18 protein-coding genes are annotated in these 21,988 nt (G+C 59.7%); 10 read left to right on the top strand and 8 right to left on the bottom strand.

Annotated elements, in window-relative coordinates:
• Positions 1-106 precede the first annotated feature (106 nt).
• From FHR87_RS07880 to FHR87_RS07860, 5 genes are all read left to right on the top strand, one after another.
• Positions 107-1,060 carry a cyclase family protein gene (locus FHR87_RS07880; RefSeq protein WP_183166172.1) on the top strand — a complete coding sequence of 318 codons (954 nt, stop codon included), beginning with the start codon at positions 107-109 and terminating at the stop codon, positions 1,058-1,060.
• Positions 1,047-2,096, top strand: a complete 1,050-nt coding sequence (locus tag FHR87_RS07875) for an alcohol dehydrogenase catalytic domain-containing protein (protein ID WP_338021233.1) — start codon at positions 1,047-1,049, stop codon at positions 2,094-2,096. The genes FHR87_RS07880 and FHR87_RS07875 overlap by 14 nt, the downstream gene beginning before the upstream one ends.
• Before the next feature lie 12 nt (positions 2,097-2,108).
• Positions 2,109-2,897, top strand: a complete 789-nt coding sequence (locus FHR87_RS07870; RefSeq protein WP_183166171.1) for an SDR family oxidoreductase — start codon at positions 2,109-2,111, stop codon at positions 2,895-2,897.
• Positions 2,898-2,950: 53 nt separating this feature from the next.
• Complete coding sequence (locus FHR87_RS07865; protein ID WP_183166170.1) at positions 2,951-3,880, top strand: TIGR03571 family LLM class oxidoreductase; 930 nt, start codon at positions 2,951-2,953, stop codon at positions 3,878-3,880.
• A gap of 81 nt (positions 3,881-3,961) precedes the next feature.
• The gene (locus tag FHR87_RS07860; RefSeq protein WP_221189776.1) at positions 3,962-4,384 is read left to right on the top strand and encodes an SRPBCC family protein; all 423 of its coding nucleotides are present in this window, start codon (positions 3,962-3,964) and stop codon (positions 4,382-4,384) included.
• 4 nt (positions 4,385-4,388) lie between these two features.
• Here the strand turns inward: FHR87_RS07860 and FHR87_RS07855 are convergent, their stop codons facing one another.
• Positions 4,389-5,291: a LysR family transcriptional regulator gene (locus FHR87_RS07855; RefSeq protein WP_183166169.1), complete on the bottom strand. Its 903-nt coding sequence runs from the start codon at positions 5,289-5,291 to the stop codon at positions 4,389-4,391.
• Positions 5,292-5,656: 365 nt separating this feature from the next.
• On the opposite strand from FHR87_RS07855, the gene FHR87_RS07850 reads away from it, so the two are divergent.
• Positions 5,657-6,175 (top strand): DUF3617 domain-containing protein, encoded by a 519-nt coding sequence (locus tag FHR87_RS07850; protein WP_183166168.1) that lies wholly within the window; start codon positions 5,657-5,659, stop codon positions 6,173-6,175.
• A gap of 50 nt (positions 6,176-6,225) precedes the next feature.
• On the opposite strand, the gene FHR87_RS07845 is transcribed toward FHR87_RS07850, so the two are convergent.
• The gene (locus FHR87_RS07845) at positions 6,226-6,942 is read right to left on the bottom strand and encodes a 2OG-Fe(II) oxygenase (protein ID WP_183166167.1); all 717 of its coding nucleotides are present in this window, start codon (positions 6,940-6,942) and stop codon (positions 6,226-6,228) included.
• A gap of 55 nt (positions 6,943-6,997) precedes the next feature.
• Complete coding sequence (locus FHR87_RS07840) at positions 6,998-8,020, bottom strand: glycosyltransferase family 2 protein (protein ID WP_183166166.1); 1,023 nt, start codon at positions 8,018-8,020, stop codon at positions 6,998-7,000.
• Between the two features lie 325 nt (positions 8,021-8,345).
• Between FHR87_RS07840 and FHR87_RS07835 the strand changes: the two genes are divergently transcribed.
• On the top strand, positions 8,346-10,712 hold the full coding sequence (locus tag FHR87_RS07835; RefSeq protein ID WP_183166165.1) for an ELM1/GtrOC1 family putative glycosyltransferase: 2,367 nt from the start codon (positions 8,346-8,348) through the stop codon (positions 10,710-10,712).
• 529 nt (positions 10,713-11,241) lie between these two features.
• On the opposite strand, the gene FHR87_RS07830 is transcribed toward FHR87_RS07835, so the two are convergent.
• The 3 genes from FHR87_RS07830 to FHR87_RS07820 all read right to left on the bottom strand — a co-directional run bounded on the left by FHR87_RS07830 (position 11,242) and on the right by FHR87_RS07820 (position 13,574).
• Positions 11,242-11,613: a DUF2790 domain-containing protein gene (locus FHR87_RS07830; RefSeq protein ID WP_183166164.1), complete on the bottom strand. Its 372-nt coding sequence runs from the start codon at positions 11,611-11,613 to the stop codon at positions 11,242-11,244.
• Between the two features lie 506 nt (positions 11,614-12,119).
• Positions 12,120-13,139: an acyltransferase family protein gene (locus FHR87_RS07825; protein ID WP_183166163.1), complete on the bottom strand. Its 1,020-nt coding sequence runs from the start codon at positions 13,137-13,139 to the stop codon at positions 12,120-12,122.
• 81 nt (positions 13,140-13,220) lie between these two features.
• Positions 13,221-13,574, bottom strand: coding sequence for a hypothetical protein (locus FHR87_RS07820; protein ID WP_183166162.1), 354 nt, complete (start codon positions 13,572-13,574; stop codon positions 13,221-13,223).
• 771 nt (positions 13,575-14,345) lie between these two features.
• Between FHR87_RS07820 and FHR87_RS07815 the strand changes: the two genes are divergently transcribed.
• Together FHR87_RS07815 and FHR87_RS07810 are read left to right on the top strand one after the other, a co-directional pair.
• Positions 14,346-15,566: an efflux RND transporter periplasmic adaptor subunit gene (locus tag FHR87_RS07815; protein ID WP_183166161.1), complete on the top strand. Its 1,221-nt coding sequence runs from the start codon at positions 14,346-14,348 to the stop codon at positions 15,564-15,566.
• A 135-nt stretch (positions 15,567-15,701) separates the two neighbouring features.
• On the top strand, positions 15,702-18,893 hold the full coding sequence (locus FHR87_RS07810; RefSeq protein WP_183166160.1) for an efflux RND transporter permease subunit: 3,192 nt from the start codon (positions 15,702-15,704) through the stop codon (positions 18,891-18,893).
• A 26-nt stretch (positions 18,894-18,919) separates the two neighbouring features.
• Here the strand turns inward: FHR87_RS07810 and FHR87_RS07805 are convergent, their stop codons facing one another.
• Positions 18,920-19,276, bottom strand: coding sequence for a hypothetical protein (locus tag FHR87_RS07805; protein WP_183166159.1), 357 nt, complete (start codon positions 19,274-19,276; stop codon positions 18,920-18,922).
• 200 nt (positions 19,277-19,476) lie between these two features.
• On the opposite strand from FHR87_RS07805, the gene FHR87_RS07800 reads away from it, so the two are divergent.
• Positions 19,477-20,436, top strand: coding sequence for a 2-hydroxyacid dehydrogenase (locus tag FHR87_RS07800; RefSeq protein WP_183166158.1), 960 nt, complete (start codon positions 19,477-19,479; stop codon positions 20,434-20,436).
• On the opposite strand, the gene FHR87_RS07795 is transcribed toward FHR87_RS07800, so the two are convergent.
• Positions 20,437-21,795, bottom strand: coding sequence for an O-linked N-acetylglucosamine transferase, SPINDLY family protein (locus FHR87_RS07795; protein ID WP_183166157.1), 1,359 nt, complete (start codon positions 21,793-21,795; stop codon positions 20,437-20,439). It lies immediately after the preceding gene.
• Between the last annotated feature and the right edge of the window lie 193 nt (positions 21,796-21,988).

Here is a 21,988-nt window from a genome sequence, read left to right as displayed (position 1 = left end):
TGGTGATTCGGTTTCAAATTTCTTGTGGCGGGCCAGGCATTTTTCCGACGAACGCTTCTGAGGATACTGCCGGATATTCCCGATTCCGCAGCCACGGTCCGCCAAGATGTTCAAGAAACTCGCCCTGTCCCTCGCCCTGCCCCTCACCGTCACTGCGGCATTCGCCCAGGCTGCGGAACCGACGCCAGCGGCCGCCTGGTATCCCTCGCGGTACGGCGCGGCCGATGAGATCGGCGCGGCCAACCTGCTGACTCCCGAACTCGTGCTGAACGCGGCGAAATTGGTGAAGACGGGCAAGACTTATGCCCTGGGCATCGAGATCAACAAAGACCTGCCGGCCTTCCAGCACCGCAGCTTCAAGCTCTACAACGTCCAGCCGGGCGAGCAGGCCGGGCTGACCATGGGGCCCAACCAGTTCACCTTCAATGATGAGCTGGTGGTGGCCTGGACTGGCGTCGGTACCCAGCTCAACGGTATCGGCCATATCGGCATCGACAATGTCTACTACAACGGCAACCGCGCCGCCGATATCGTCACCATGGAAGGCGTGAAAAAGCTTGGCCTGGAGAAAGTCCCGCCGCTGGTGACCCGAGGAGTGGTGCTGGACATGACGGCCCATTACGGCCAGGACATCGTTCCCGAAGGCACCCTCTTCAGCGTGGCCGATATCGAGGCGGTGTTGCAGAAACAGGGCATCGAGATCGGCAAGGGCGACGTGGTGCTGTTCAACACCGGCTGGCTCGAACTGATCGGCAAGGACAACACGCGCTTTCTCGCCGGCGAACCCGGTATCGGCCTGGAGGCCGCCCAGTACCTGATCGACCGCGGCGTAGTCGCCATCGGTGGCGATACCTGGGCTCTGGAGGCAGTACCAGGCGACAGTGACGCGGTATTTCCGGTCAATCAATTGATGCTGGCCAAAAACGGTGTCTACAACCTAGAACTGATTGACAGTCGCGCGCTGGTCCGGGACCGGGTCTGGGAATTTCTTTTCGTCCTTGGCCAGCCGCGCTATACCGGAACGACTCAGGTGACGATCAATCCGGTTGCCATCCACTGACGCAAGGAGTTCGAGCATGCTGCACACCGATTACGCTGCCTGGAGCTGGACACCAGGTCTTGGGATCGACGGCCTGCGGCAGGTCCGCCGCCCTCTGCAGCAGCCCGCCGCGGGCGAGGTCCTGATCGCCAACCGGGCGCTGGCGCTGAACCCGGTCGACTGGAAGATGATTGAGTGGGGCCATCCGGCCTGGCGCGACGGCCAGGTGCCCGGCGTCGATGGCGTGGGCGTGGTGGCGGCCGTCGGCAGCGGCGTCGACCTTCTGCCAGGAACCCGCGTGGCCTATCACCAGGCGCTCGGCCGCGATGGCAGTTTCGCCGAGTATTGCCGCGTCACGGCCGAGGCAGTCCTGCGCGTGCCAGCCGCCCTTGCCGATGCCGCGGCCGCCTGCCTGCCCTGCCCCGGTCTGACTGCCTGGCAGGCCCTGGAAAAGGTCCCGCTCGCACCGGCCCGCGATGTGCTGGTGGTCGGTGCTGGCGGTGCGGTCGGCCTATTTCTCGTCCAGTTCGCCCTGCAACGCGGCTGGCGTGTCTGGGCCACGGCGGCCCCCGGCCATCACCAGCGGCTGCTCGAATTGGGGGTCGTCGGCGTATTCGATTATCGCCAGGGTGACTGGTCGGCCGGCCTGTACAAACGACTGGGCGAGCGACGGCTGCATGCGCTGTTCGATACGGTCAGTGGCCGGCACGCCGCGGCACTCGCGTCCTTGCTGGGCTACAACGGCCACCTGGTGTGCATTCAGGATCGCCTGGAGACAGCGCCTCTGCCGGCCTTCGGCACCGCCCTGTCACTGCACGAAGTCGCCCTGAACAGCATTCACGAACACGGCAGCCGCCTCGACCGACAAAACTTGCGCCAGACCGGGGAGCGGCTGTTGCAGGCACTGGCCGACGGCAGTCTGCGAGCACCGCAGCGCAGCGTCTTCGCCTTCGAGGCCCTGCCCGATGCCTTGCGGACACTCAAGGATGGCAGCAGCAATGGCAAGTGGGTTACGCACCTGCAGGCACCAGCCAGCATTCCCCATCTCAACCCATAGAGGAGAAACAGCATGGAACTGGGTATCGCCGGACGCTGGGCGCTGGTCTGCGCCGCCAGCAAGGGGCTTGGTAAAGGCTGCGCCGCCGCCCTGGCCCGGGAAGGAGTGAATCTGGTGGTCAACGCCCGCAAACTCGAGGTGCTGGAAGCGACCGCAGCACAATTGCGCGCACTGCATCCAGCCATCGAAGTGCGCAGCGTAGCCGGCGATATCAGCCGCGACGACGTGCGCCAGGCCGCGCTCGCCGCCGGCCCGCAGATCGATATTCTGGTCAACAATGCCGGCGGCCCGCCGCCGGGCGACTTTCGCGACTGGAGCCGCGAAGACTGGCTGCAGGCGGTGGAAATCAACATGCTCACGCCCATCGAGCTGATCAAGGCCACGGTGGACGGCATGGCCGCACGCGGTTTCGGCCGGGTGGTGAACATCACCTCGGCGGCAGTGAAAGCACCGATCGACATCCTCGGTCTCTCCAATGGCGCACGCAGCGGCCTGACCGGTTTCATTGCCGGCCTGGCCCGCCAACCGCATCTGGCCGGGCGCAACGTCACAATCAACAACCTGCTGCCTGGAGCCTTCGACACCGACCGCCTGCGCCAGACCCTGGACGCCGCCGCTCGGGCCAGCGCCCAGAGCTCCACGGCCATCGCCGAACAGCGTCAACGCGGCATTCCGGCTGGCCGTTTCGGCTCTGCCGACGAATTCGGTGCCTTCTGCGCCTTCCTCTGCAGTGCCCACGCCGGCTACATGACCGGCCAGAACCTGCTGCTCGACGGCGGCCATTATCCCGGCACGTTCTAGAGCGCTCTGCTCCCCATATCCATCCCGTCCACGACGGGATGCTGGAGTTCGCTATGCATCCTCGCTTGCAACGGCTGCTGGGCAGCCAGGGTTTTTCCATAGGTCTTGAACTGCCGCTGGACAACGACTGGTCCAGCAACGGCCAACGACTGCGCCAGGAAGATGGGCGCCCCTTCGGCGTGCCTGATCTGAGCCGGCACGCCGAGCTGGCCCGGCTGGCCGATCGCAGCGGTTTCCGCGCGCTCTGGGTACGCGATGTGCCGCTCTACGATCCGGCTTTCGGCGATGCCGCGCAGGTCTTCGAGATCTTCACTTATCTTGGCTATCTGGCCGGCATCACCGATGACATCCTGCTCGGCAGCGCGGCCGTGGTGCTGCCGCTGCGCCAGCCCTGGCTGACCCTCAAGGCTGCCGAATCCGTCGATGCGCTGAGTGGCGGACGCCTGCTGCTGGGTGTCGCCAGTGGCGACCGCCCCATGGAATACCCCCTGTTCGGCATCGACTTCGCCGGGCGCGGCCAGGCGTTCCGCGACACCGTCGAACTGCTGCGCGAGCGTGGCCGGGGTCGTCTGCCAGAGGGCGCACGCCTGCTGCCCGAATCCGCCGAGCGCGCCCCACTGCTGGCGGCGGGCCTGGCCCAGCAGTCGCCAGCATGGATCGGGGCACAACTGGACGGCTGGCTGAGCTATCCGGGAACGCCCGAGGATCACCAGCGCCGTCTCGCCCGCTGGCGCGAGGCCGCAGGCGACAAACCCTATGTCAGCTTTTTCCATCTCGACCTGGACGCCAATCCCGCCGCGCCGCTACAGCGGATACGCTTCGGCGGGCGCTGCGGACGCCTGGCATTGATCGACGAACTTCGGGAGTTGCAGGCGCTCGGCGTGCAGCACATCGGCCTGCAGCTACGTCACTGCGAGCGCGACCTGCACGAAGTAATCGAGGAATTGGCCGAACAAGTATTGCCGCAATTTCACTCTTCATGACGCTGCAGCGCCGGCATCCCTGGCGGCTGTAGCGGATCATCCCGCAGATCCAGTGATCTTCACCATGCAAGGAACGGAAAATTGAAAACGATCGAAGTCAGCGTTTCCACCAGCATTGCCCGCCCGGCCGCAGAAGTTTGGGCACTTCTCGGCGGATTCGACCTGCTGCCCCGCTGGATCGAATCCATCACCAGCAGCCGCCTCGATGACGGTGGCCGCCTGCGTCATCTGGTGATGGCTGATGGCTCGGCCATCGTCGAGCGCCTGCTGGAGTTCAGCGAAAACGAACGCCACTACAGCTATGCCCTGGTCGAAAGCGCGCTCCCGGTAGCCGACTACGTCGCCCGGGTAGCGGTTCGCGATACCGGAACAGGCCAGGCGCTGGCGACCTGGTCCAGCCGCTTTCGCAACACGGGTTCCGACGAAGCCGGGATCATCGCAGACCTTGAAGGCTTCTATCGCGCCGGACTGGAACAGTTGAAGGCGTTGGTCGAAGCGCACTGAGCCGTCACGCACCCTGCATGAATGCCTGCAGGCGCGGAACCATAAAGTCGAGGAAGACCCGTACCCGTTGTGGAACGTAGCGCCCACCTGGATAGAGCGCATGGACTTCCTCGCAGTCGTGGCCGCTTTCGGCTAGCACCTCTACCAGGCGGCCGGCAGCGATATCCCGGTCGACATGGAAATCGGCCAGCCGGGCGATACCCACCCCGGCGATGGCCAGGCGGCGGACCGTCTCACCGTTGTTGGCCAGCAGGTTGCCGCGCACCATGCGGTCAAGGATGCGCCCTCCCTGCCGCAGCGGCCAGACCGGAGCCGTGCGCTGGAAATTGAAACCCAGGCAGTTGTGCCGATCGAGATCCTCGATAGCCGTGGGCACGCCGTGCCGTTCCAGATAAGCCGGAGCGGCGACCATCCGCCGCCGGGCCACACCGATTCGTCGCGCGCGCAGCGTCGAATCGCTCAGCGCGCCGATGCGAAAGGCGATATCGGTGCGTTCGAGATAGAGATCGACGATATCGTCCGATAGCGACAGGTCCACCAAGATACCGGGATGAGCTTCCCAGAAGGCCGGTAGCAACGGCTCGATCCCCCAGATGCCAAAGCCCACCGAGGCATTCACCCGCACCGTGCCGCAGGCGTTCTGCGCACCCTGCGCCAGGGTCTGCTCGATATCGTCCAGTTCGGCGAGCAATGCCTGGCTGCGTTCGTAATAGAGACGCCCTTCGTCAGTCAACGACAGCTTGCGGGTGGAACGCTCCAGCAGGCGCACGCCCAGCCGTTGCTCGATTCGGTGGACAAGCTTGCTGATGGTCGAGGGGCTGCTCAGCAACTGGCGAGCAGCCGTCGAAAAACTGCCGGTATCCACGACCCGCACGAATACCTGCATCTCCCCGACCCGGTTATCCATGCGTTTCCTCTCGTTCGGCAGTTTGGCGAGCGGTGAAACGGTATCACAAACCGATCGGAACTCTCGGCGCCTCTCAACCTGAGCCAGTTTTTCCTCTTGAAGATTCGTGAATAGATCTCACAGATCCTGGGTAGGTCCGGCCGATTATCAATCGACGGTACAGTCCGTGCAGGTTTCCTGCTGACTGTCCCGGTCCGCCGTACATTCGTCTGGTTGGTATCAGCGACCGATCATCCGGCGGATCGACTCGACCAGCCAGTATCGAATGGCCGATGCCGGAGCTTTGGGGATGTTCGCTGGTCGAATCGGCCTGAATCGCCGCTGCGCCATTCCGGCGACCTGGCTACCACACCAAAGGATGCTGCATGAAGATTCGTATCACCACACTGACGCTGGTTGCCTGCCTGAGTGCCACGCCTCTCCAGGCCCAGGTCATCGACCCCGGCCTGTGGGAGATCACCTCGCCGAACATGGAAATCGATGGCTGGAAAATGCCCAGCGTGCCGGAAATCCTCGGCAGTCTGCCCCAGGAACAGCGCCAGAACATGGAAGGCATCTTGCGTCAACGCGGCGTCGAACTGGCCGGCCAGGACGTGCGGGTCTGCCTGACCAGAGAGCAGGTCGAAGCCAATGAACTGCCGTTGCAAGACCCCCAGTCCGGCTGCCGCCAGCAGATCACCGACCGGAACGCCAGTGCCTGGAAGTTCCGCTTCGAATGCCCCGATACTCGGGGAACAGGAGAAGCCCGCTTCATCAGCAGCAAGGAGTTCCAGACCACAATCGACAGCACCTTCACCACCGGCAATGTCGAGCGCAGCGGCAAGGTGGAAACCCATAGCCGCTGGCTGCAGGCCGATTGCGGTGCGGTGAAGCCGGTGCAGTGAGCCCCGGCTTCTACGCTTCACCCGGCAATGGCAGCTGTCCGCCGAAGCGATCAGGCCGCCGGCTTGAACAGGCCCTTGAGCTTCTTGGCGAATCGCTTGAACGGGCGATATTCGTCGATGACCACGATAAAAACCTTGCGGTAATGTCCCGGCGGGCAGCTGATTTCGCGCACGCCATGCCATGAGTTGCCGCGCCGGCTGAACAACAGGCTGTAGTTGCCGATGGCCTGCGATTCGGTGGCGCTGTCGAAGTCTTCGAAAGCCGGTGCGCTTTTGGCGGCGAAGCGGCCGCCATCGTCGAGCACGATCGTCTGCCCACCCCAGGCCGCTTGCCAGTCGTCTTCGGTGTTGAAATAAAAGATATGCGAGCCCAGCTTTTCGTGGGCATCGCAGTGTGGCGAAACCGAGCAGCTCGCCGGGGTGTAGTGCCAGTGAAAGCGTAGCCTGAAGGCGCGTGTACCGAGCATGCGGGAAATGAATTGCCGGTAGTGCGAACCGGTCAACTCAGCCATGAACGCTTGCCAGTGTGGCGAAAGCTCGACGTTCGGCGAGTATTCCAGCGCCAGGCGGTCGTGGGAGCGCTGGCCGTAGCGGCGGGGCTTGCCGAACACTGGCGTGAGTTGCTCGATAGCGGGCAGGCTTTGGCGCAGGGCCGCGTAGCCTTCCTCGGTCAGCAGGCCGGCCGGATTGACCCAGGGATAGGGGTACTGCTGCTGGAACGCCTGGGTATCCATGTGCTCCAGGGCCGCGAGATCCAGATAGCGCATTTCATGCTCCTTTTTACAGAATCAGCACAATTGCTTGTTCAAGATCGCTGCCAGTTCAGGTCGATACCGGGCGCGGCTTGCGCAAAGAGTGCCACAGTGTCCCGGGTACCCCCCGGGCCAGCGGTGAGCGCAGCAGGCGCAGGTAGGCGGCCATCCCGAGCCGACGGCGCGCATGCAGGCACATGTCGATCCAGAGTCCGGTCATGGCGCGCGTGAGCGCCTCGGGAGCATAGCGCCGGGTGCGACGGTTGGCAGCCGCGAGCCGGATCAGCCACTGCTCGGTCCAGTCGAGGTAATCCTGGTTCAAGGAGGCGCCGAGCCGGCGGGGGCGCGACAAGGCATAGTGGCGGTCGAGATCCTCTTCGCCGGGAGTGATGCCGATTTCGAGCAGCGCCCGGCGGCTGATTTCCCGCTTGCGGTCATGGCCCAGGTCGTAGTTCTGCCGGGTGAAACGGCCACTGTGCTCGCGCCCGCAGACGAGGACATCCGCAAGATTGGCCATGCGGTATGTGCGAGCCAGGCGCAGATGCAGCTCGTAATCCTCACAGCTCGGGAAGTCGTCGCTATAGCCATATTCGCGCAAAATGGCAGTACGGCCCATGATCGTACGGTTGGTCAGGGCACAATAGAACAGCAGGCTGGCGTCCACGTCATCGGCATCCAACGGCCTGCGCCGGACCCGGTTGATGCGCTGGCCGTTGGCGTCCATGAAATCGCAGGCGCTGCCGATCTGCACCAGTTCGGGATGCCTGTCGAGAACCGCGACCTGCCGGGCCAGGCGAGTCGGCCAGGCCTTGTCGTCACTATCGAGCAGGGCGATGTATTCGCCGCGCGCCAGCTCCAGGCCACGATTCCGGGTTCCGGGAAGGCCCAGGTTGCGTGGATTGCACTCCACTCGCAGGCGTGGATCGCGATAGCGTGACAGCATTTCAAGAGTCGCGTCGGTGGAGCCGTCATCGACGACCAGGAGTTCGAAGTCCTCGAATGTCTGCGCCAGGATGCTGTCGACAGCAGTCGTGATGTAGTGCTGGCGGTTATGGACTGGAATGAAGACCGTCACACGCGGTATTGAGGACATGGCGAGATTTCCAAACAGACAAGCCGACACTGAAACATCTGAACGGTACTGAAAGCCCGGCAAGGTAGCACAATTGGCCAGTTGCAGGGTTTCGGCGAAGGGCTGCGTCACTTGCCCGGATGTGCTTGCATCACTGATTTGGTCTAGGCTTGCAGCATGTTTGCGGTTGCCTGCAACCGATCATGCAGCGAAGGATATTTCATGCCGGCAAGCGTCATTCCTGGCGCGATTGCACTATGGCTTTTATACCTCATTCTTTGGCTATATTACCGATCGCCTTAATCTGGAGAGTCTTCATCCACCGGATGCAAGAACAAGAGGACATATGACTTCTTCCGCACAGCCCCAACCGTCGTTTCCCTCATCGTCTGCCAATGCCAATGTCGAACCATCGACCGCTGTCCCGCAGATCCAGCCAGTAGTGCTGGAAGCCCGGCCCGGAGCTCCTCAGGCAACCGCTGTGCGGATATTTCTAGGCACCGAGCTGGCGCAATACCGTGCCGAGCGGGTCTTTTTCCATTCTCTCGAACAGGTCCGCAATCCTGACCGGCGCTACGAGGTCTACCGCATGACCGGCCTCCCCGGCTTCAACCAGGAGCGCTGGCGAACCGGTTTTACCAATTACCGTTTTGCCATTCCCGATCTGGCCGGTTGCCAGGGAAAGGCCATCTATACCGATGTGGACCAGATATTCACCGCAGACCCGGCCGAGCTGTTCGACCAATCCATGAGCAAACATGGATACCTGGCGCTCTCGCCGGAAGATACGGCAGTCATGCTGATCGATTGCGAACGCATGGTCAGTTGCTGGAATTTCGACTCCGCGAGCCAAAAGAGCAAGAAGACGCTGCTGGTCCAGGCCAATTCCGAACCGGGCCGCTGGGGTTCGCTCGACCCCGCATGGCATGCCCGGGATATGGAATACCGGCATGGCGAATCCAAGCTGCTGCATTATACGACTCTGCATTTGCAACCCTGGCGCCCGACGCCGGAGCAGTACACCTATCAGATTCACCCCTATGCCGAATACTTTCTCAGCCTCGAACAAGGCGCCGATGCCAGCGGCTATGAAATCTACACGGCAACCCATCCCAGCCCCGACTTCATCCCTGCCTGCCAGGCCCAGGCCACGCCAGGGGACAGCGGGACGGCATTGCTGCCTGCCGAGGTCGCAGCCTTTGCCCGGATGCTCGGCTGCACCAGCTCCGGCCTGGTGGGGGCATGGTATAAATCTGCAGTAACCGGACTGGCGGTCGAGCGCTGGTCGTTCCGGCAGCTACCGCAAACGGAACTGACGGCCCTGGATCTTATCGCTGCCACGCAGCTGGAATTACTTCCGCCGGAAGACCTTCCCTGGATAATCGACCGGCTCTTTGCACTAAGCCGCAAAATGGTCTTCATCCAGGGCAGCCTCACGTCGAATGGCGCCGTCACCAGCACTATCAATGGCTGGCGGACCCTGGTACGGCGGATTGCCCAGCGTTATCCCGAGCGCTGCTGGCAGCTGGATTGCCAGGGCCCCGATGGCCAGACCCAGAGGTTCCGGGCAGATTTTCCGCTACGGCAGAAGGCGGGGCAGACGCCCAAGGTGTGGGTGCTGCTTGGCCAGAATACCGGCGACAACGACCAGCTCGTGGCCATAGCCAAAGCCCTGGGCTGGCCCTATGAGTACCGGCAATCCAGCTTTGATCCGAACAAATACAAATTCATCCCCGATATCCTGCTGCACAAACCGCTATCGAAAGCCGCTCCGGGCCTGGAAGCACCCTGGCCCGACCTGGTCTTGAGCGCAGGCTATCGTTCCGCTCCGGTTGCACAATGGATCAAGCGTTGCTCGGGAGGAAAAACACGAATCGTGGCAATCGGCCGGCCACGGGCCATGCTTTCCAAATTCGATCTGATTCTGACGACGCCCCAATACGACCTGCCGCTCAAAGAAAACATGATCGATATGCCGGCTCCCTATATAGAGCCGCGCACTCTGGATGAAAACTCGCTGGCGATATGGCAGGAGCGCTTCGAAAAACTGCCGCGCCCCTGGGTTGCCTTGCTGATGGGCGGCAGCCGCGCACCTAACATTCTCGATGCGGAAACGGCCAGACAATTGGGACAGCAAGCCAGCGCCATCATCAAGGCCCAGGGTGGTTCCCTGTTGATTTCGACCAGCCCGCGCTCTGCCACCGAAGTAACCAATGCCCTGCTGTCGGCCATCGATGTACCGCACCTGGCCTACCGTTTCGAGCACTCGAAAATCAGTGAAAATCCCTACCCGGCGCTATTGAGGCTGGCCGATGCCTTCATCGTCACCGGTGAAAGCGTCTCCATGCTTACCGAAGCCCGGATGACCGACCGCCCCATAGCGCTATTCCCGTTACCGGTATTCCGCCGCTTCAAGGCCCGATTGCGCCATGCCCTGGAACAGCGCCTGGGTGTCGTCGACAGGGGAGTCGGTATACGCGGCACACCTCGGCAACAGAACAAGCTGGAGCGCTTCTACTATGCCGGCATAGCGGCAGGCTTTAACAAACGCGGTCGTCAGGTAGAGCTGGTGCATACCGCCTTGGGTATCGGCCCGCTTATCGAGGGTTTGCAGCAACCTTCAGGAGTGTCTCCCCAATTACTGGCATCTTCGCGTTTGCGAGCACTGGAAGCCGTTCGTTCATTGATCACGGCGGAACACTCGCTACGCTGAATAGCGCGACTGGGTCTTTTCCTGGAAACCGCTAAAGGCTGGAGGCTGGAGGCTGGAGGCTGGAGGCTGGATAAAGACCAGCCAGCCTCCAGCGGCTTCCATAGCCGGCAGGCATTGATTGGCTCAAATTAAAAACACCTGGCGTTCAACTTTTATTTTGCAAAACGTACCAATTTGCGGAAATAAATGCGCCAGTGACCTGTACAGTTAAAATTGATTAACTCAGGTATTACTTAATCTTCGAAATCCATGAATATAATTCTCCATTCTATTGTTGGATAAAAATATTCTTCGCCAGATTACCGAAAAGAAAAGAAGAAAGTGGCAGCCAGGAAATCCATATGGTACCGGCGCATCCAGATCAAGAGGCTGCACAACTGATTCAAGTTGCCTGGCTACAGATAGGCCAGATTACCGGGATTTTTACTCCGGGCGATATGATATAGCCATATTTCCAAAGTACGGAGCAACCACCTCGGTCACTTGGTAAGTAACTGAATTACCAGTGAATGATAGAGCATTGGTCGAATCAACCGTTGTCGTTACAACCACCACCCATGACTTGATAGCGCAGCAAATGTCTTTCGCCATGCGAGTCTTCATAAAGCATATAGGCAGGAACGACGCCGCAAACGGTCGAGTCACTCTTGACCGAAATGACTTTCTCTATATCCGGCTTCATGCCGTAGTGATACTCCTCGACCTCAAGGGCTTCAGGATTATTTTCGTCGAGTACATCATCTGGCTTATCGGAAATAATACTTTCCGTATTCAGCTCAATTTGATTTTTTGTAGAGACAAGGGCAGGTTCCTCGGCCACGGTCTCTTCGCCAGCACTTGAAGAATCAGCCATAGCCAGGCAAGGAAGAGCAGCCACCATCAGCATCGCAAGATTTTTCATGATTTTCTCCACTTTTTCCAGGCAAAACGGCACCCTTACACAGAATTTCCGTGATGCTCGAAAAATATCGTTTATCGAATCCAGAGAGATTTGCCTTGTTGGCAGTAGCTATTCTAGGAACCTCGGTTCAGCTGAATAAGCAGCAAGATCAGGAAGCATATTTACTTATCTGGAAACAATCGTCATAAGCTTGTAACCAAACCATGCTATGGCGACCAATCGGTTGCTGGTGAAGCACCCACACGCACGCCATCGCCGCCACCTCTGCTCGGCGGCATTCCAACGTTTGAAGTGCTCTTTTCTGTTACCTTCAAGGCAAGGCGCATGGGTATCGCAGATAAAGTCGCTTGAGCAGAGCGGCAGGCAGGCAGGCAGGCAGGCGGGCAGCAATCAGAGACAGTCGAAAGCGTTCACAAACACTGCGAAGCTTCCCTGGCGTTGTGCTGCCAGCCGGTATTGCGGATGGCAGATGGAGTTCAAACGGGATGAGCGCTTCAGGACGCCAATTACGCTGTATACCGAAAAGAACTCACAGCAATCGATTTCGGTGGAGCTAAAAGAAAGTTCAGGCCGCACTGTCTGATAATGACTTGAGCCAACAAGGGCGCACCTATACCGATTAAAACGCCAAGAACCAGGTGAATGGCTATCGAGTCTATTCCCATCAGCTTATTGAGAACTATCCGGATGCCACTTCCAGCCAGAATATGCATTAGATAGATGGTCATTGAAGAGGCTCCAATATACGTAAGCCATTCAAGTCGAACAGACTCCAAGCACATCGAAAGCGCAACTATGAAAAAAATCGAAATGATTGCCAATGCCAGCTGCATAGCACCACCTGTTTCGTAGGTCAGCCCTAACACGACATGAAATATATACTGTCCACACAGGAAGAAGATCAAGAAGATAAAAATCAGTTTCTTGCATTTTTCCTTGAAGAGATCTTTGACTTCGTTAAACCAGACTCCCAAGGCAAAAAAAACCATATTCTCAAAAATGAACCTGGTAGCTGGATTAAAGGCCAGATCATCTTTGCAGATGAAAAGCGCTCCGAATACAAGAACCAGTAATGATGAGCGTGCTCGGTCAATTAATGGATAAACAATTGAGCTAACAACGAAAACCAGAAAAAGAGCATACAAGAACCAGAACTGCGCTCTAGGTCGCCAAAACAAGGAAAAGACATCATTAAAAGTTACATTATTATTCGTATAACTTGACAGGGCCACCTCAAAAGAGCCTTGCAATAGAGACCATATGACAAATGGATATAAAATCGTATCGGCTTTGTTAAGAAGCAAGCCTGCCCTACCATGCTTTTCCAGCGTTTTATAGAAGAAGCGCCCGGACAAAAAGAAAAACAACGGCATATGAAATGTGTAAATGATGCTATCTATCAATAAAAACGCGTGCTCATCCAACGGAAGCTTCGCATTTAGCAAACCACGAGCTACATGCCCATACACTACTAAAATTATTCCTACTGCCTTTGCGTAATCGACCCATGAACTTCTTTCAATCATTGAGAATTTCGCTTGTCAGGATTATTTTTCAGAGCATATTTTTTAATAAAGACATCTAAACTTTATTGCCAAATCAAATAGCTATTGAACGTAGTTTTCCTTGGATATATCAATAATAACCAAGCGCAAGCATTCATTATTAGCCCGGCGCAGTAAGTCGAGGGTCAAGTCACTGCTAGGAATAGCTGCTTCACTATCAACTTCCAAGCTATGCATCACAGGTTGCAGGATGCGACTGTCGCAAAGCTTTAAACGTGCCTTGGTATAAGCCTTGCGCAAAACTTTGTCATGCTGCTGTATCAGATGATCTACATTATTTGGCGTTACCACATATGAATATGGCTGATTGATCCCCTTCTGAATGTCGGCTAATAACTCCGTTTTACTCTCAGTGTAGAAATCCACACCGAATACTCGGCTTATATTAGTTGCCATTTCTCACAGCTTCCCGATTCCAGCTACGGCTATTGGTCGTGGTCTTGATTCAGTTCATCAGCAGCATAGTTAGACATGTATTTCTTGTCCAGCTAGTCAGTTTTTTTGAATTGCGCAGAAAATCCATGCCTTGGCTGGCTTGTCATGCGTCTGTTCTGCCGACCGATTAACTTCTGGGCGGATAGGGACAATCCGGGTACAGGGCAATCCATTTGAAAATATTTGTCGAAAGAGCCGGCCAGAAACCAATCCAGCGTCAGTAAATCTGCTGCTCAACAAATCATCGAGAGTAAGAAATTTTCACATTACGCAGTACTTATGCATTTCGCGTGACGACTATTCGCAAAAATTATCATTCTCATTTGAGGGCTTTCATGACTTTAGCGCAAATGTCTGATAATACAAGTCATGTTCATGAGCGGCCTGAACAGTCACAAAATGGCTAATAACCATATGATTAAAAAGCTATTTATGTAGCTTTGTATTATTCAATCAACTGGTGTATCGCAACATTTTTGAAAAAAGAAGTTCTTGGCGAATGAACCCTTGTTCAGCTCGCCCGGAAGGCATAAAAAGCGGCTCAAGCCGGAGAGATATCGCAAAACCATGCAATAGTCCTGTCGGGCAGCTTTATCACCGGCGACGCTAATTAACGAAGCAATGATGACCTTTCATCATTCCCTCTGATAATCAGTTTCGCGCCATTCGATTCGTCTGCGTGCACTCCACTCGCCAGACTCCACCCTCCAATCAACCGGATGGCGAATTCCCATGGAAGACACAACCTTTCGCTCCTGGCGCCTGCCCACAGCCATTGTCGCCATGCTGGTACTGAATGCCTGCGGCAAGGCGCCACAAAGCAACCAGGCGCCACCGCCAGCCAAGGTCAGTGTGGCCGAGGTGCTGCATCAGCCGATTGTCGAGTGGGACGAGCTGAGCGGGCGCCTGGAAGCACCGGAGTATGTAGAAGTGCGGCCACGTGTGTCGGGTTATATCGACCGGGTGGCATTCGAAGAGGGTGGGTTGGTGGAAAAGGGACAGTTACTGTTCCAGATCGATCCACGGCCGTTCGAGGCAGAGGTCAAGCAGCAGGAAGCACGCCTGCAACAAGCTCGCGCGCTACTCAAGCGCACGCTTGCCGAAGCCCAGCGCGGCGAGTCGCTGCGTCAGGGCCGGGCCATTTCTGCCGAGCAAGCCGATGCACGCAGCAGTGCGGCACTGGAAGCCAAGGCGTCGGTCGCGGCGATCCAGGCCGAGCTGGACAATGCGCGACTCGATCTCGGGTTCACGCGTATTGTGTCACCCATCACCGGACGGGTCAGCCGTGCCGAGATTACCGCCGGCAATCTGGTCAACGCTGGCGAATCGCTGCTGACCAGCGTGGTTTCGACTGACCGGGTCTATGCCTATTTCGATGCCGACGAGCGCCAGTTCCTCAAGTACGGTGAGTTGGCACAAAAATCCGGCAAGACAGTTCGCGATGCCAGCCCGGTTTACCTCGGCTTATCTGGCGAGGACGGTACGCCGCATCAAGGTCGGCTGGATTTTCTCGACAATCGGATCAATCCACGCACCGGAACCATTCGCGGCCGCGCCGTGCTGGATAACGCCAATGGCCGCTTCACGCCAGGCCTCTATGTACGGGTGAAGCTGGTCGGCAGCGAGAATTACGAGGCCATGCTGATTCAGGATGGCGCGGTTGGCACCGACCTGGGCCGCAAATTCGTGCTGGTGCTGGGTACGGACCATAAAGTGGCCTATCGCGCCGTCGAACTGGGCCCGAAACTGGAAGGCTTGCGCATCGTGCGCGGCGGATTGCAACCGGGCGAGCGGATTGTGATTAACGGGTTGCAGCGGGCCGCTCCGGGCTCGACGGTCGATCCGCAGGATGTACCGATGGCCGATGCCAAGACCCTTGCCGCCCTCGCACGACAACGCGAGGCACTGGCCGCCGCCCGCACACCGGAAGCGCTGAAAGTCGGGCTGAAGTAAGCATCAAAGGCGCCTCTCCCTGCGCAAGCGATAAACCCGGTCTGATAAGCCCACTCACTCAGGCCAGATACCCCTACCCTCTTCCAAAGGGAGAGGGAACGCGCCGTGACGCTTGGCTTATCCAAGGAATGCTCTATGAATTTTTCCCAGTTCTTCATCAGGCGGCCGATCTTCGCCGCCGTACTGTCCCTGGTGATTCTGATCGCCGGCGGCATCGCGCTATTCCAGTTGCCGATCAGCGAGTACCCGGAAGTGGTGCCGCCCACCGTGGTGGTGCGCGCCAACTTCCCCGGCGCCAACCCCAAGGTGATCGGCGAAACAGTCGCCGCGCCGCTGGAGCAGGCCATCGTCGGCGTCGAAGGCATGCTCTACATGTCGTCCCAAGCCACCGCCGACGGCAAGATGACCCTGACCATCACCTTCGCCCTCGGCACCGATCTGGACAACGCCCAGGTGCAGGTGCAGAACCGCGTGACGCGCACCCAGCCCAAGCTGCCCGAGGAGGTGACGCGCCTGGGGATCACCGTGGACAAGGCCTCGCCCGACCTGACCATGGTGGTGCACCTGACCTCGCCGGATCAGCGCTACGACATGCTGTATCTCTCCAACTACGCGACCATCAACGTCAAGGACGAGCTGGCACGGCTGGACGGCGTGGGCGATGTGCAACTGTTCGGCCTCGGCGACTATTCGCTGCGCGTCTGGCTCGACCCGCATCAGGTGGCTTCGCGCAACCTCACCGCCAGCGATGTGGTGGCGGCGATCCGTGAGCAGAATCGCCAGGTCGCCGCCGGTTCCCTTGGTGCACCGCCGACGCCGGGCGATACCAGCTTCCAATTGTCGATCAATACCCAGGGCCGGCTGATCGCCGAGGAGGAATTCGAGAACATCATCGTCCACACTGGCGAACACGGCGAGATCACTCGCCTGAAGGACATCGCCCGCATCGAACTGGGCTCCAGCCAGTACGCCCTGCGCTCGCAACTGGACAACCAGCCGGCAGTGGCCATGCCAATCTTCCAGCGGCCCGGCTCCAACGCCATCGACATCTCCAACGCGGTGCGCCAGCGCATGGCCGAGCTGAAGCAGAGCTTCCCGCAGGGCGTCGACTACGCCATCGCCTACGACCCGACCGTGTTCGTGCGCGGCTCCATCGAAGCGGTGGTGCATACCCTGTTCGAGGCCATCGTGCTGGTGGTGCTGGTGGTGATCCTGTTCCTGCAAACCTGGCGCGCCTCGATCATCCCCCTGGCCGCCGTGCCAGTGTCGCTGATCGGCACCTTCGCGGTGATGCACCTGTTCGGCTTCTCACTCAACGCGCTGTCGCTGTTCGGCCTGGTGCTGGCCATCGGGATCGTGGTGGACGACGCCATCGTGGTGGTGGAGAACGTCGAACGCAATATCGCCCTGGGCAAGGAGCCGCTGGAGGCGACCCGCCAGGCGATGAAGGAAGTGACCGGGCCGATCATCGCCACCGCGCTGGTACTCTGCGCGGTGTTCGTGCCGACCGCCTTCATCTCCGGCCTGACCGGACAGTTCTACCAGCAGTTCGCCCTGACCATCGCGATTTCCACGGTGATTTCCGCGTTCAACTCGCTGACCCTCTCTCCGGCGCTGTCGGCGGTGCTGCTCAAGGGGCACCACGCACCCAAGGACGGTTTCTCGCGGCTACTGGAACGCTTGTTCGGCGGCTGGCTGTTCAATCCCTTCAACCGCCTGTTCGAACGCGCCAGCCATGGTTACGTTGGCGTCGTCCGCCGCGTGCTGCGCGGCAGTTCCATCGCCCTGCTGCTGTACGCCGGAATGATGGTGCTGACCTGGCTGGGTTTCGCCAACACGCCGACCGGCTTCGTGCCGCCGCAGGACAAGCAATATCTGGTGGCCTTCGCCCAGTTGCCGGACGCCGCCACCCTGGACCGCAGCGACGCGGTGATCCAGCGCATGGCGGAAATCGCCGGCGCGCATCCGGGCGTGGCCAATACCGTGGCCTTCCCCGGCCTGTCCATCAACGGCTTCACCAACAGTCCCAACAGCGGCATCGTCTTCGTCGCCCTGAAATCCTTCGAGGAGCGTCGTGACCCGAGTCTGTCCGGCAACGCCATCGCCGCCGAGCTGAACGGCCATTTCGCCGACATCCAGGATGCCTACATCGCCATCTTCCCACCGCCGCCGGTGATGGGTCTTGGCACCATCGGCGGCTTTCGCGTGCAGATCCAGGATCGCGGCGAACTCGGCTACCAGGCGCTGTACCAGGAAGTGCAGAACCTCATCGCCAAGAGTCGCAATGTGCCGGAGCTGGCCGGGCTGTTCACCAGCTACCAGTTCAACGTGCCGCAGATCGACGCCGACGTCGACCGCGAAAAGGCCAGGACCCACGGCGTGCCCATCGACGCCATCTTCGATACCTTGCAGGTCTACCTGGGCTCGCTGTACGCCAACGACTTCAACCGCTTCGGCCGCACCTATCAGGTCAACGTCCAGGCCGAACAGCGTTTTCGCCTGGAGCCCGAACAGATCGGCCGGCTCAAGGTCCGCAATGACCGTGGCGAAATGGTGCCGCTGTCCACCTTCGTCACGGTCAAGGACAGCGCCGGCCCCGACCGGGTGATGCACTACAACGGCTTTCTCACCGCCGAGATCAACGGCGCCGCCGCCCCCGGCTACAGCTCCGGGCAGGCCGAAGCTGCGATGGAGAAATTGCTGCGCGAAGAACTGCCCAACGGCATGAGCTTCGAATGGACCGAACTGACCTACCAGCAGATCCTCGCCGGCAACACCGCGATCTTCGTCTTCCCGCTCTGCGTGCTGCTGGCTTTTCTGGTGCTCGCCGCGCAGTACGAGAGCTGGGGCTTGCCGCTGGCGGTGATCCTGATCGTGCCGATGACCCTGCTGTCGGCCATCGCCGGGCTGACCATCGCCGGCAGCGACAACAATGTGTTCACCCAGATCGGCCTGATCGTGCTGGTCGGTCTGGCCTGCAAGAATGCCATCCTGATCGTCGAATTCGCCAAGGAGAAACACGAAGACGAAGGCATGGACCGCGTCGCTGCCGTGCTGGAAGCCTGTCGCCTGCGCCTGCGGCCGATCCTGATGACCTCCATCGCCTTCATCATGGGCGTGGTGCCGCTGGTGTTTTCCAGCGGCGCCGGCGCCGAGATGCGCCACGCCATGGGGGTGGCGGTGTTCAGCGGGATGATCGGCGTGACCTTCTTCGGCCTGCTGCTGACACCGGTGTTCTATGTACTGGTGCAGGGCTGGAAGGAGAAACGGCTAGCCCGGCAGATGGCGCTGGCGTCCGATGGACCACAAGGGCTGGACCAGCCCTAGGTTCTTGTTGACGGTTCGAGAGGCGGTCAATCCAGCTTGGCCGCCTTTCCTTCGCAGCGCATGGATTCCATGCAGCGGCTGATCAGGTCGTAGTTCTCCCGGTGGCAGGAATACTCGACCACTGCGTCACCACCTAGGCGGACGGCCCTCAGTTTGAGCAACCACAGAGATTCCCCTTTGGTATGGGGATAACGTATGGCGGCCTTGCTATCGCATGAATTGCTTTCGATATCCCGGATGACGGTATGTCTGGGCGGGGTGACGGATGCCGGATAAGCCTTGACCGATTCGGCTTCCTTGATTTCGTGCGGATAGAAGTTGGCCGTGGTCGCCGCGCAACCGAGCAGCGCCAGGGTTGCCATACCGATGTAGAAGTGCTTCATGCCGAACCGCCCGCCCACCAAGAAAGAATGCTGAAAGCCTACTGCAAAAAAATCCTACTCATAAACAATAAATCTTGCCAGATTAAGCACTTCCACTCTGTTTTGGCCTTGCCGACCGTTTTCTGGCAAGGCCTGCACTGAGGCCGGGTAAAACCTGGGACACTGGCCCTTCCTTTACCGATCATGGCGAGCGTTTTCCGATGAAACCGACGATCTTCCTGGCTTCGCGTATTTCCACAGCGTTTCGTGAGCAACTGGCCAGTTGCGCCACTCTTGTCGAGGCCGGTGTGCCGGGGTTCGCCGACGCGCTTGACGCACTTTGCGAGTCACAGCGCAACGCGATCGGCATCATCGTCGCCTTTGGTTCGGTGCGCATGCCGAACACCGCCCTGGATCGGCTTCCCCGGCTTGGCCTCATCTGCTGCCTGGGCAGTGGCTACGATGGCATCGATCTGGCCTATGCGAAACAGCGCGGCCTGTGGGTGACCAACAGCCCCAGTGCCAATGCGCAGAGTGTCGCGGACCTGGCACTGGGGCTGCTGATCTCCAGTGTGCGAAATCTGCCCCATGCCCGTCAGTACCTGGAGGCAGGGCGCTGGCAAGGGAATGCCGGTGAGCGTATGCAGCCGGTGCGCGGCCTGACTGGCCGCAAGGTGGGTATCTGTGGGTTGGGCGCGATTGGCCTGCACGTGGCTCGGCGTGCCGCCGCTTTCGATATGGAGGTCGGCTATCACAGTCGACACGCGCGCAAGGATGTCGCCTATCGCTATCACACCTCGATCCTGGCGCTCGCCGACTGGGCGGATGTCCTGGTGGTTGCCCTGCGAGCAGATGCCAGCACCTTTCATGCAATCGATGCGAAGGTTCTGCAAGCACTGGGGCCGGAAGGCTATCTGATCAATGTCTCACGCGGCTCGACCGTGGATGAAGTCGCGCTGATCGAGGCCCTGACGACAGGCCGGATCGCCGGAGCGGGGCTCGATGTGTACGAACACGAGCCGCAGATTCCCGCCGAGCTGTTCCAACTGGCCCATGTGACGCTGACGCCACATATCGGCGGGAGCACCCTCGAAGCCGCCCACGCGCAAGAGGCTGGCGTACTGGCCAATATCGAAGCGCACCTCGCTGGCCAGGCGCCGCTCACACCGGTGCCGCTGTAACTAAACCGCGCCGATGGCAGCAGGTGCCTGGCCAGCGAGGTGCCGCTGCCACATCGCTTCGAATAGTCCTTCGAGGTTGCGTGTGTAGGCAAGAATATCGAATAGCGGGGTCGTCAGTCGGTTCGTCAGCAACCGCTGCTTGAGCTGCGCCAATTGCGCAGGTTTAGTGGCGAGCGACAGGGCCAGCTCGAAATAACCGTGCAGGTTGGTCGTGATCAATTCCGGCAGGTCGATGGCATGCAGCAGGCTACCCGCTACCCGCGAGGCGAAGGTATCGCCGGCGCAGGTCACGATCGGTACGCCCACCCACAGGGCGTCGCTGGCGGTGGTGTGGGCGTTGTAGGGCAAGGTGTCGAGCACCAGATCCGCCAGTTGCAGGCGACCCAGATGTTCGATCTGCGGCTTGGCTTCGGCGAACAGCAGGCGGCTCGGCTCGATACCGTGCTGGAAAGCCAGGTTGCGCAGATTGCCTTCGGCCATGGCGTCCTTCAGCAGCCACAGCACGCTGCCCGGACAACCGGCCAGCAAGCGGCACCAGAGCGCGAAAATCTCCGGGGTGATCTTGTACGCCTGGTTGAAGCAGCAGAACACGAAACCCTCCTCCGGCAACCCGGCCGCCGCGCGACTGGGTAATGCTCCGATGGCACTGTAACGGCTGTGCGGCTGGTAGGAATCGGGCAGATAGGCAAAAGACTCGCTGTAGGCGGCAGCGCTGTCCGGCGGAGTGAGAAAGCGGTCGGTAATGATGTAGTCGCAGAAATCGCCGCCCAGGGTGCCCGGATAGCCCAGGTAGTTGACCTGGACCGGCGCCGGGCGAAAGGTCAGGATTTCGGTGCGGGTATTGCGCGTATACCCCTTGAGGTCGATGAGGATATCGATACCATCCCGATGGATGGCCTCGGCCGCCTCGGCAATCGACAGCGCCTCGATATCGACGAAGCGCTCGAAGCTCTTTTCCAGCCGCTGGCGCATACCCTTGCCGTCATCCGCACCGTAGGAATAGGCAAATATCTCGAAGCGCTCGTCGTCATGGCCTTCGAAGAGCTCGATCAACAACAATGATGTGGCATGCTCATGAAAATCACAGGACAGATAGCCGATACGGATCTTCGTGCGCACGCCTTCGCGAAAGCGAAATGCCAAGGCATCGCGCTTGGCCGCGGAATCGGCGAGCCGCGTTTTCATCCAGAGATCGGCGCAGGCACGCTGCTCGATGGCACTCACTTGCGGCATGGCCAGCAATATGAACGGCGAAATCGTACTTGCCTCGCCGCGCGCGACAATCGACAGGATCCGTCCTCGCCACATCTCCAGCTCGTCCCACTCACACATGCGCCTAGTCAGGTTGTAGAGTCTCATCGGGAACATTCCTGGCTGGTCGGGCAGCGGCACCGCCGCGCGCTGCCCGACCGAAAAAGGCCTGCCGCGCCCGGAGTGGCGCACGGCCCATAGGCATGCGCGAACGCGCTGCCTTGCAGCCAGGGTACGCAGAACGCACGGCGGATGTCGAAGACTATGCACAATCCTGACGAACCAACCGTCGGAGCTGCGC

The organism is Azomonas macrocytogenes (assembly GCF_014191985.1).
Lineage (GTDB): Bacteria > Pseudomonadota > Gammaproteobacteria > Pseudomonadales > Pseudomonadaceae > Azomonas > Azomonas macrocytogenes.
The sequence above is the reverse complement of the archived record's forward strand: the minus strand, read 5'-3'. Positions and strand labels throughout refer to the sequence as shown.

Excerpts from the sequence above, each read along its gene's own strand:
- FHR87_RS07880 (WP_183166172.1), top strand. The coding sequence starts at position 107 with ATGTTCAAGAAACTCGCCCTGTCCCTCGCCCTGCCCCTCACCGTCACT.
- FHR87_RS07870 (WP_183166171.1), top strand. The coding sequence starts at position 2,109 with ATGGAACTGGGTATCGCCGGACGCTGGGCGCTGGTCTGCGCCGCCAGC.
- FHR87_RS07865 (WP_183166170.1), top strand. The coding sequence starts at position 2,951 with ATGCATCCTCGCTTGCAACGGCTGCTGGGCAGCCAGGGTTTTTCCATA.
- FHR87_RS07855 (WP_183166169.1), bottom strand. The coding sequence starts at position 5,291 with ATGGATAACCGGGTCGGGGAGATGCAGGTATTCGTGCGGGTCGTGGAT.
- FHR87_RS07850 (WP_183166168.1), top strand. The coding sequence starts at position 5,657 with ATGAAGATTCGTATCACCACACTGACGCTGGTTGCCTGCCTGAGTGCC.
- FHR87_RS07845 (WP_183166167.1), bottom strand. The coding sequence starts at position 6,942 with ATGCGCTATCTGGATCTCGCGGCCCTGGAGCACATGGATACCCAGGCG.
- FHR87_RS07840 (WP_183166166.1), bottom strand. The coding sequence starts at position 8,020 with ATGTCCTCAATACCGCGTGTGACGGTCTTCATTCCAGTCCATAACCGC.
- FHR87_RS07835 (WP_183166165.1), top strand. The coding sequence starts at position 8,346 with ATGACTTCTTCCGCACAGCCCCAACCGTCGTTTCCCTCATCGTCTGCC.
- FHR87_RS07830 (WP_183166164.1), bottom strand. The coding sequence starts at position 11,613 with ATGAAAAATCTTGCGATGCTGATGGTGGCTGCTCTTCCTTGCCTGGCT.
- FHR87_RS07825 (WP_183166163.1), bottom strand. The coding sequence starts at position 13,139 with ATGATTGAAAGAAGTTCATGGGTCGATTACGCAAAGGCAGTAGGAATA.
- FHR87_RS07820 (WP_183166162.1), bottom strand. The coding sequence starts at position 13,574 with ATGGCAACTAATATAAGCCGAGTATTCGGTGTGGATTTCTACACTGAG.
- FHR87_RS07815 (WP_183166161.1), top strand. The coding sequence starts at position 14,346 with ATGGAAGACACAACCTTTCGCTCCTGGCGCCTGCCCACAGCCATTGTC.
- FHR87_RS07810 (WP_183166160.1), top strand. The coding sequence starts at position 15,702 with ATGAATTTTTCCCAGTTCTTCATCAGGCGGCCGATCTTCGCCGCCGTA.
- FHR87_RS07805 (WP_183166159.1), bottom strand. The coding sequence starts at position 19,276 with ATGAAGCACTTCTACATCGGTATGGCAACCCTGGCGCTGCTCGGTTGC.
- FHR87_RS07800 (WP_183166158.1), top strand. The coding sequence starts at position 19,477 with ATGAAACCGACGATCTTCCTGGCTTCGCGTATTTCCACAGCGTTTCGT.
- FHR87_RS07795 (WP_183166157.1), bottom strand. The coding sequence starts at position 21,795 with ATGAGACTCTACAACCTGACTAGGCGCATGTGTGAGTGGGACGAGCTG.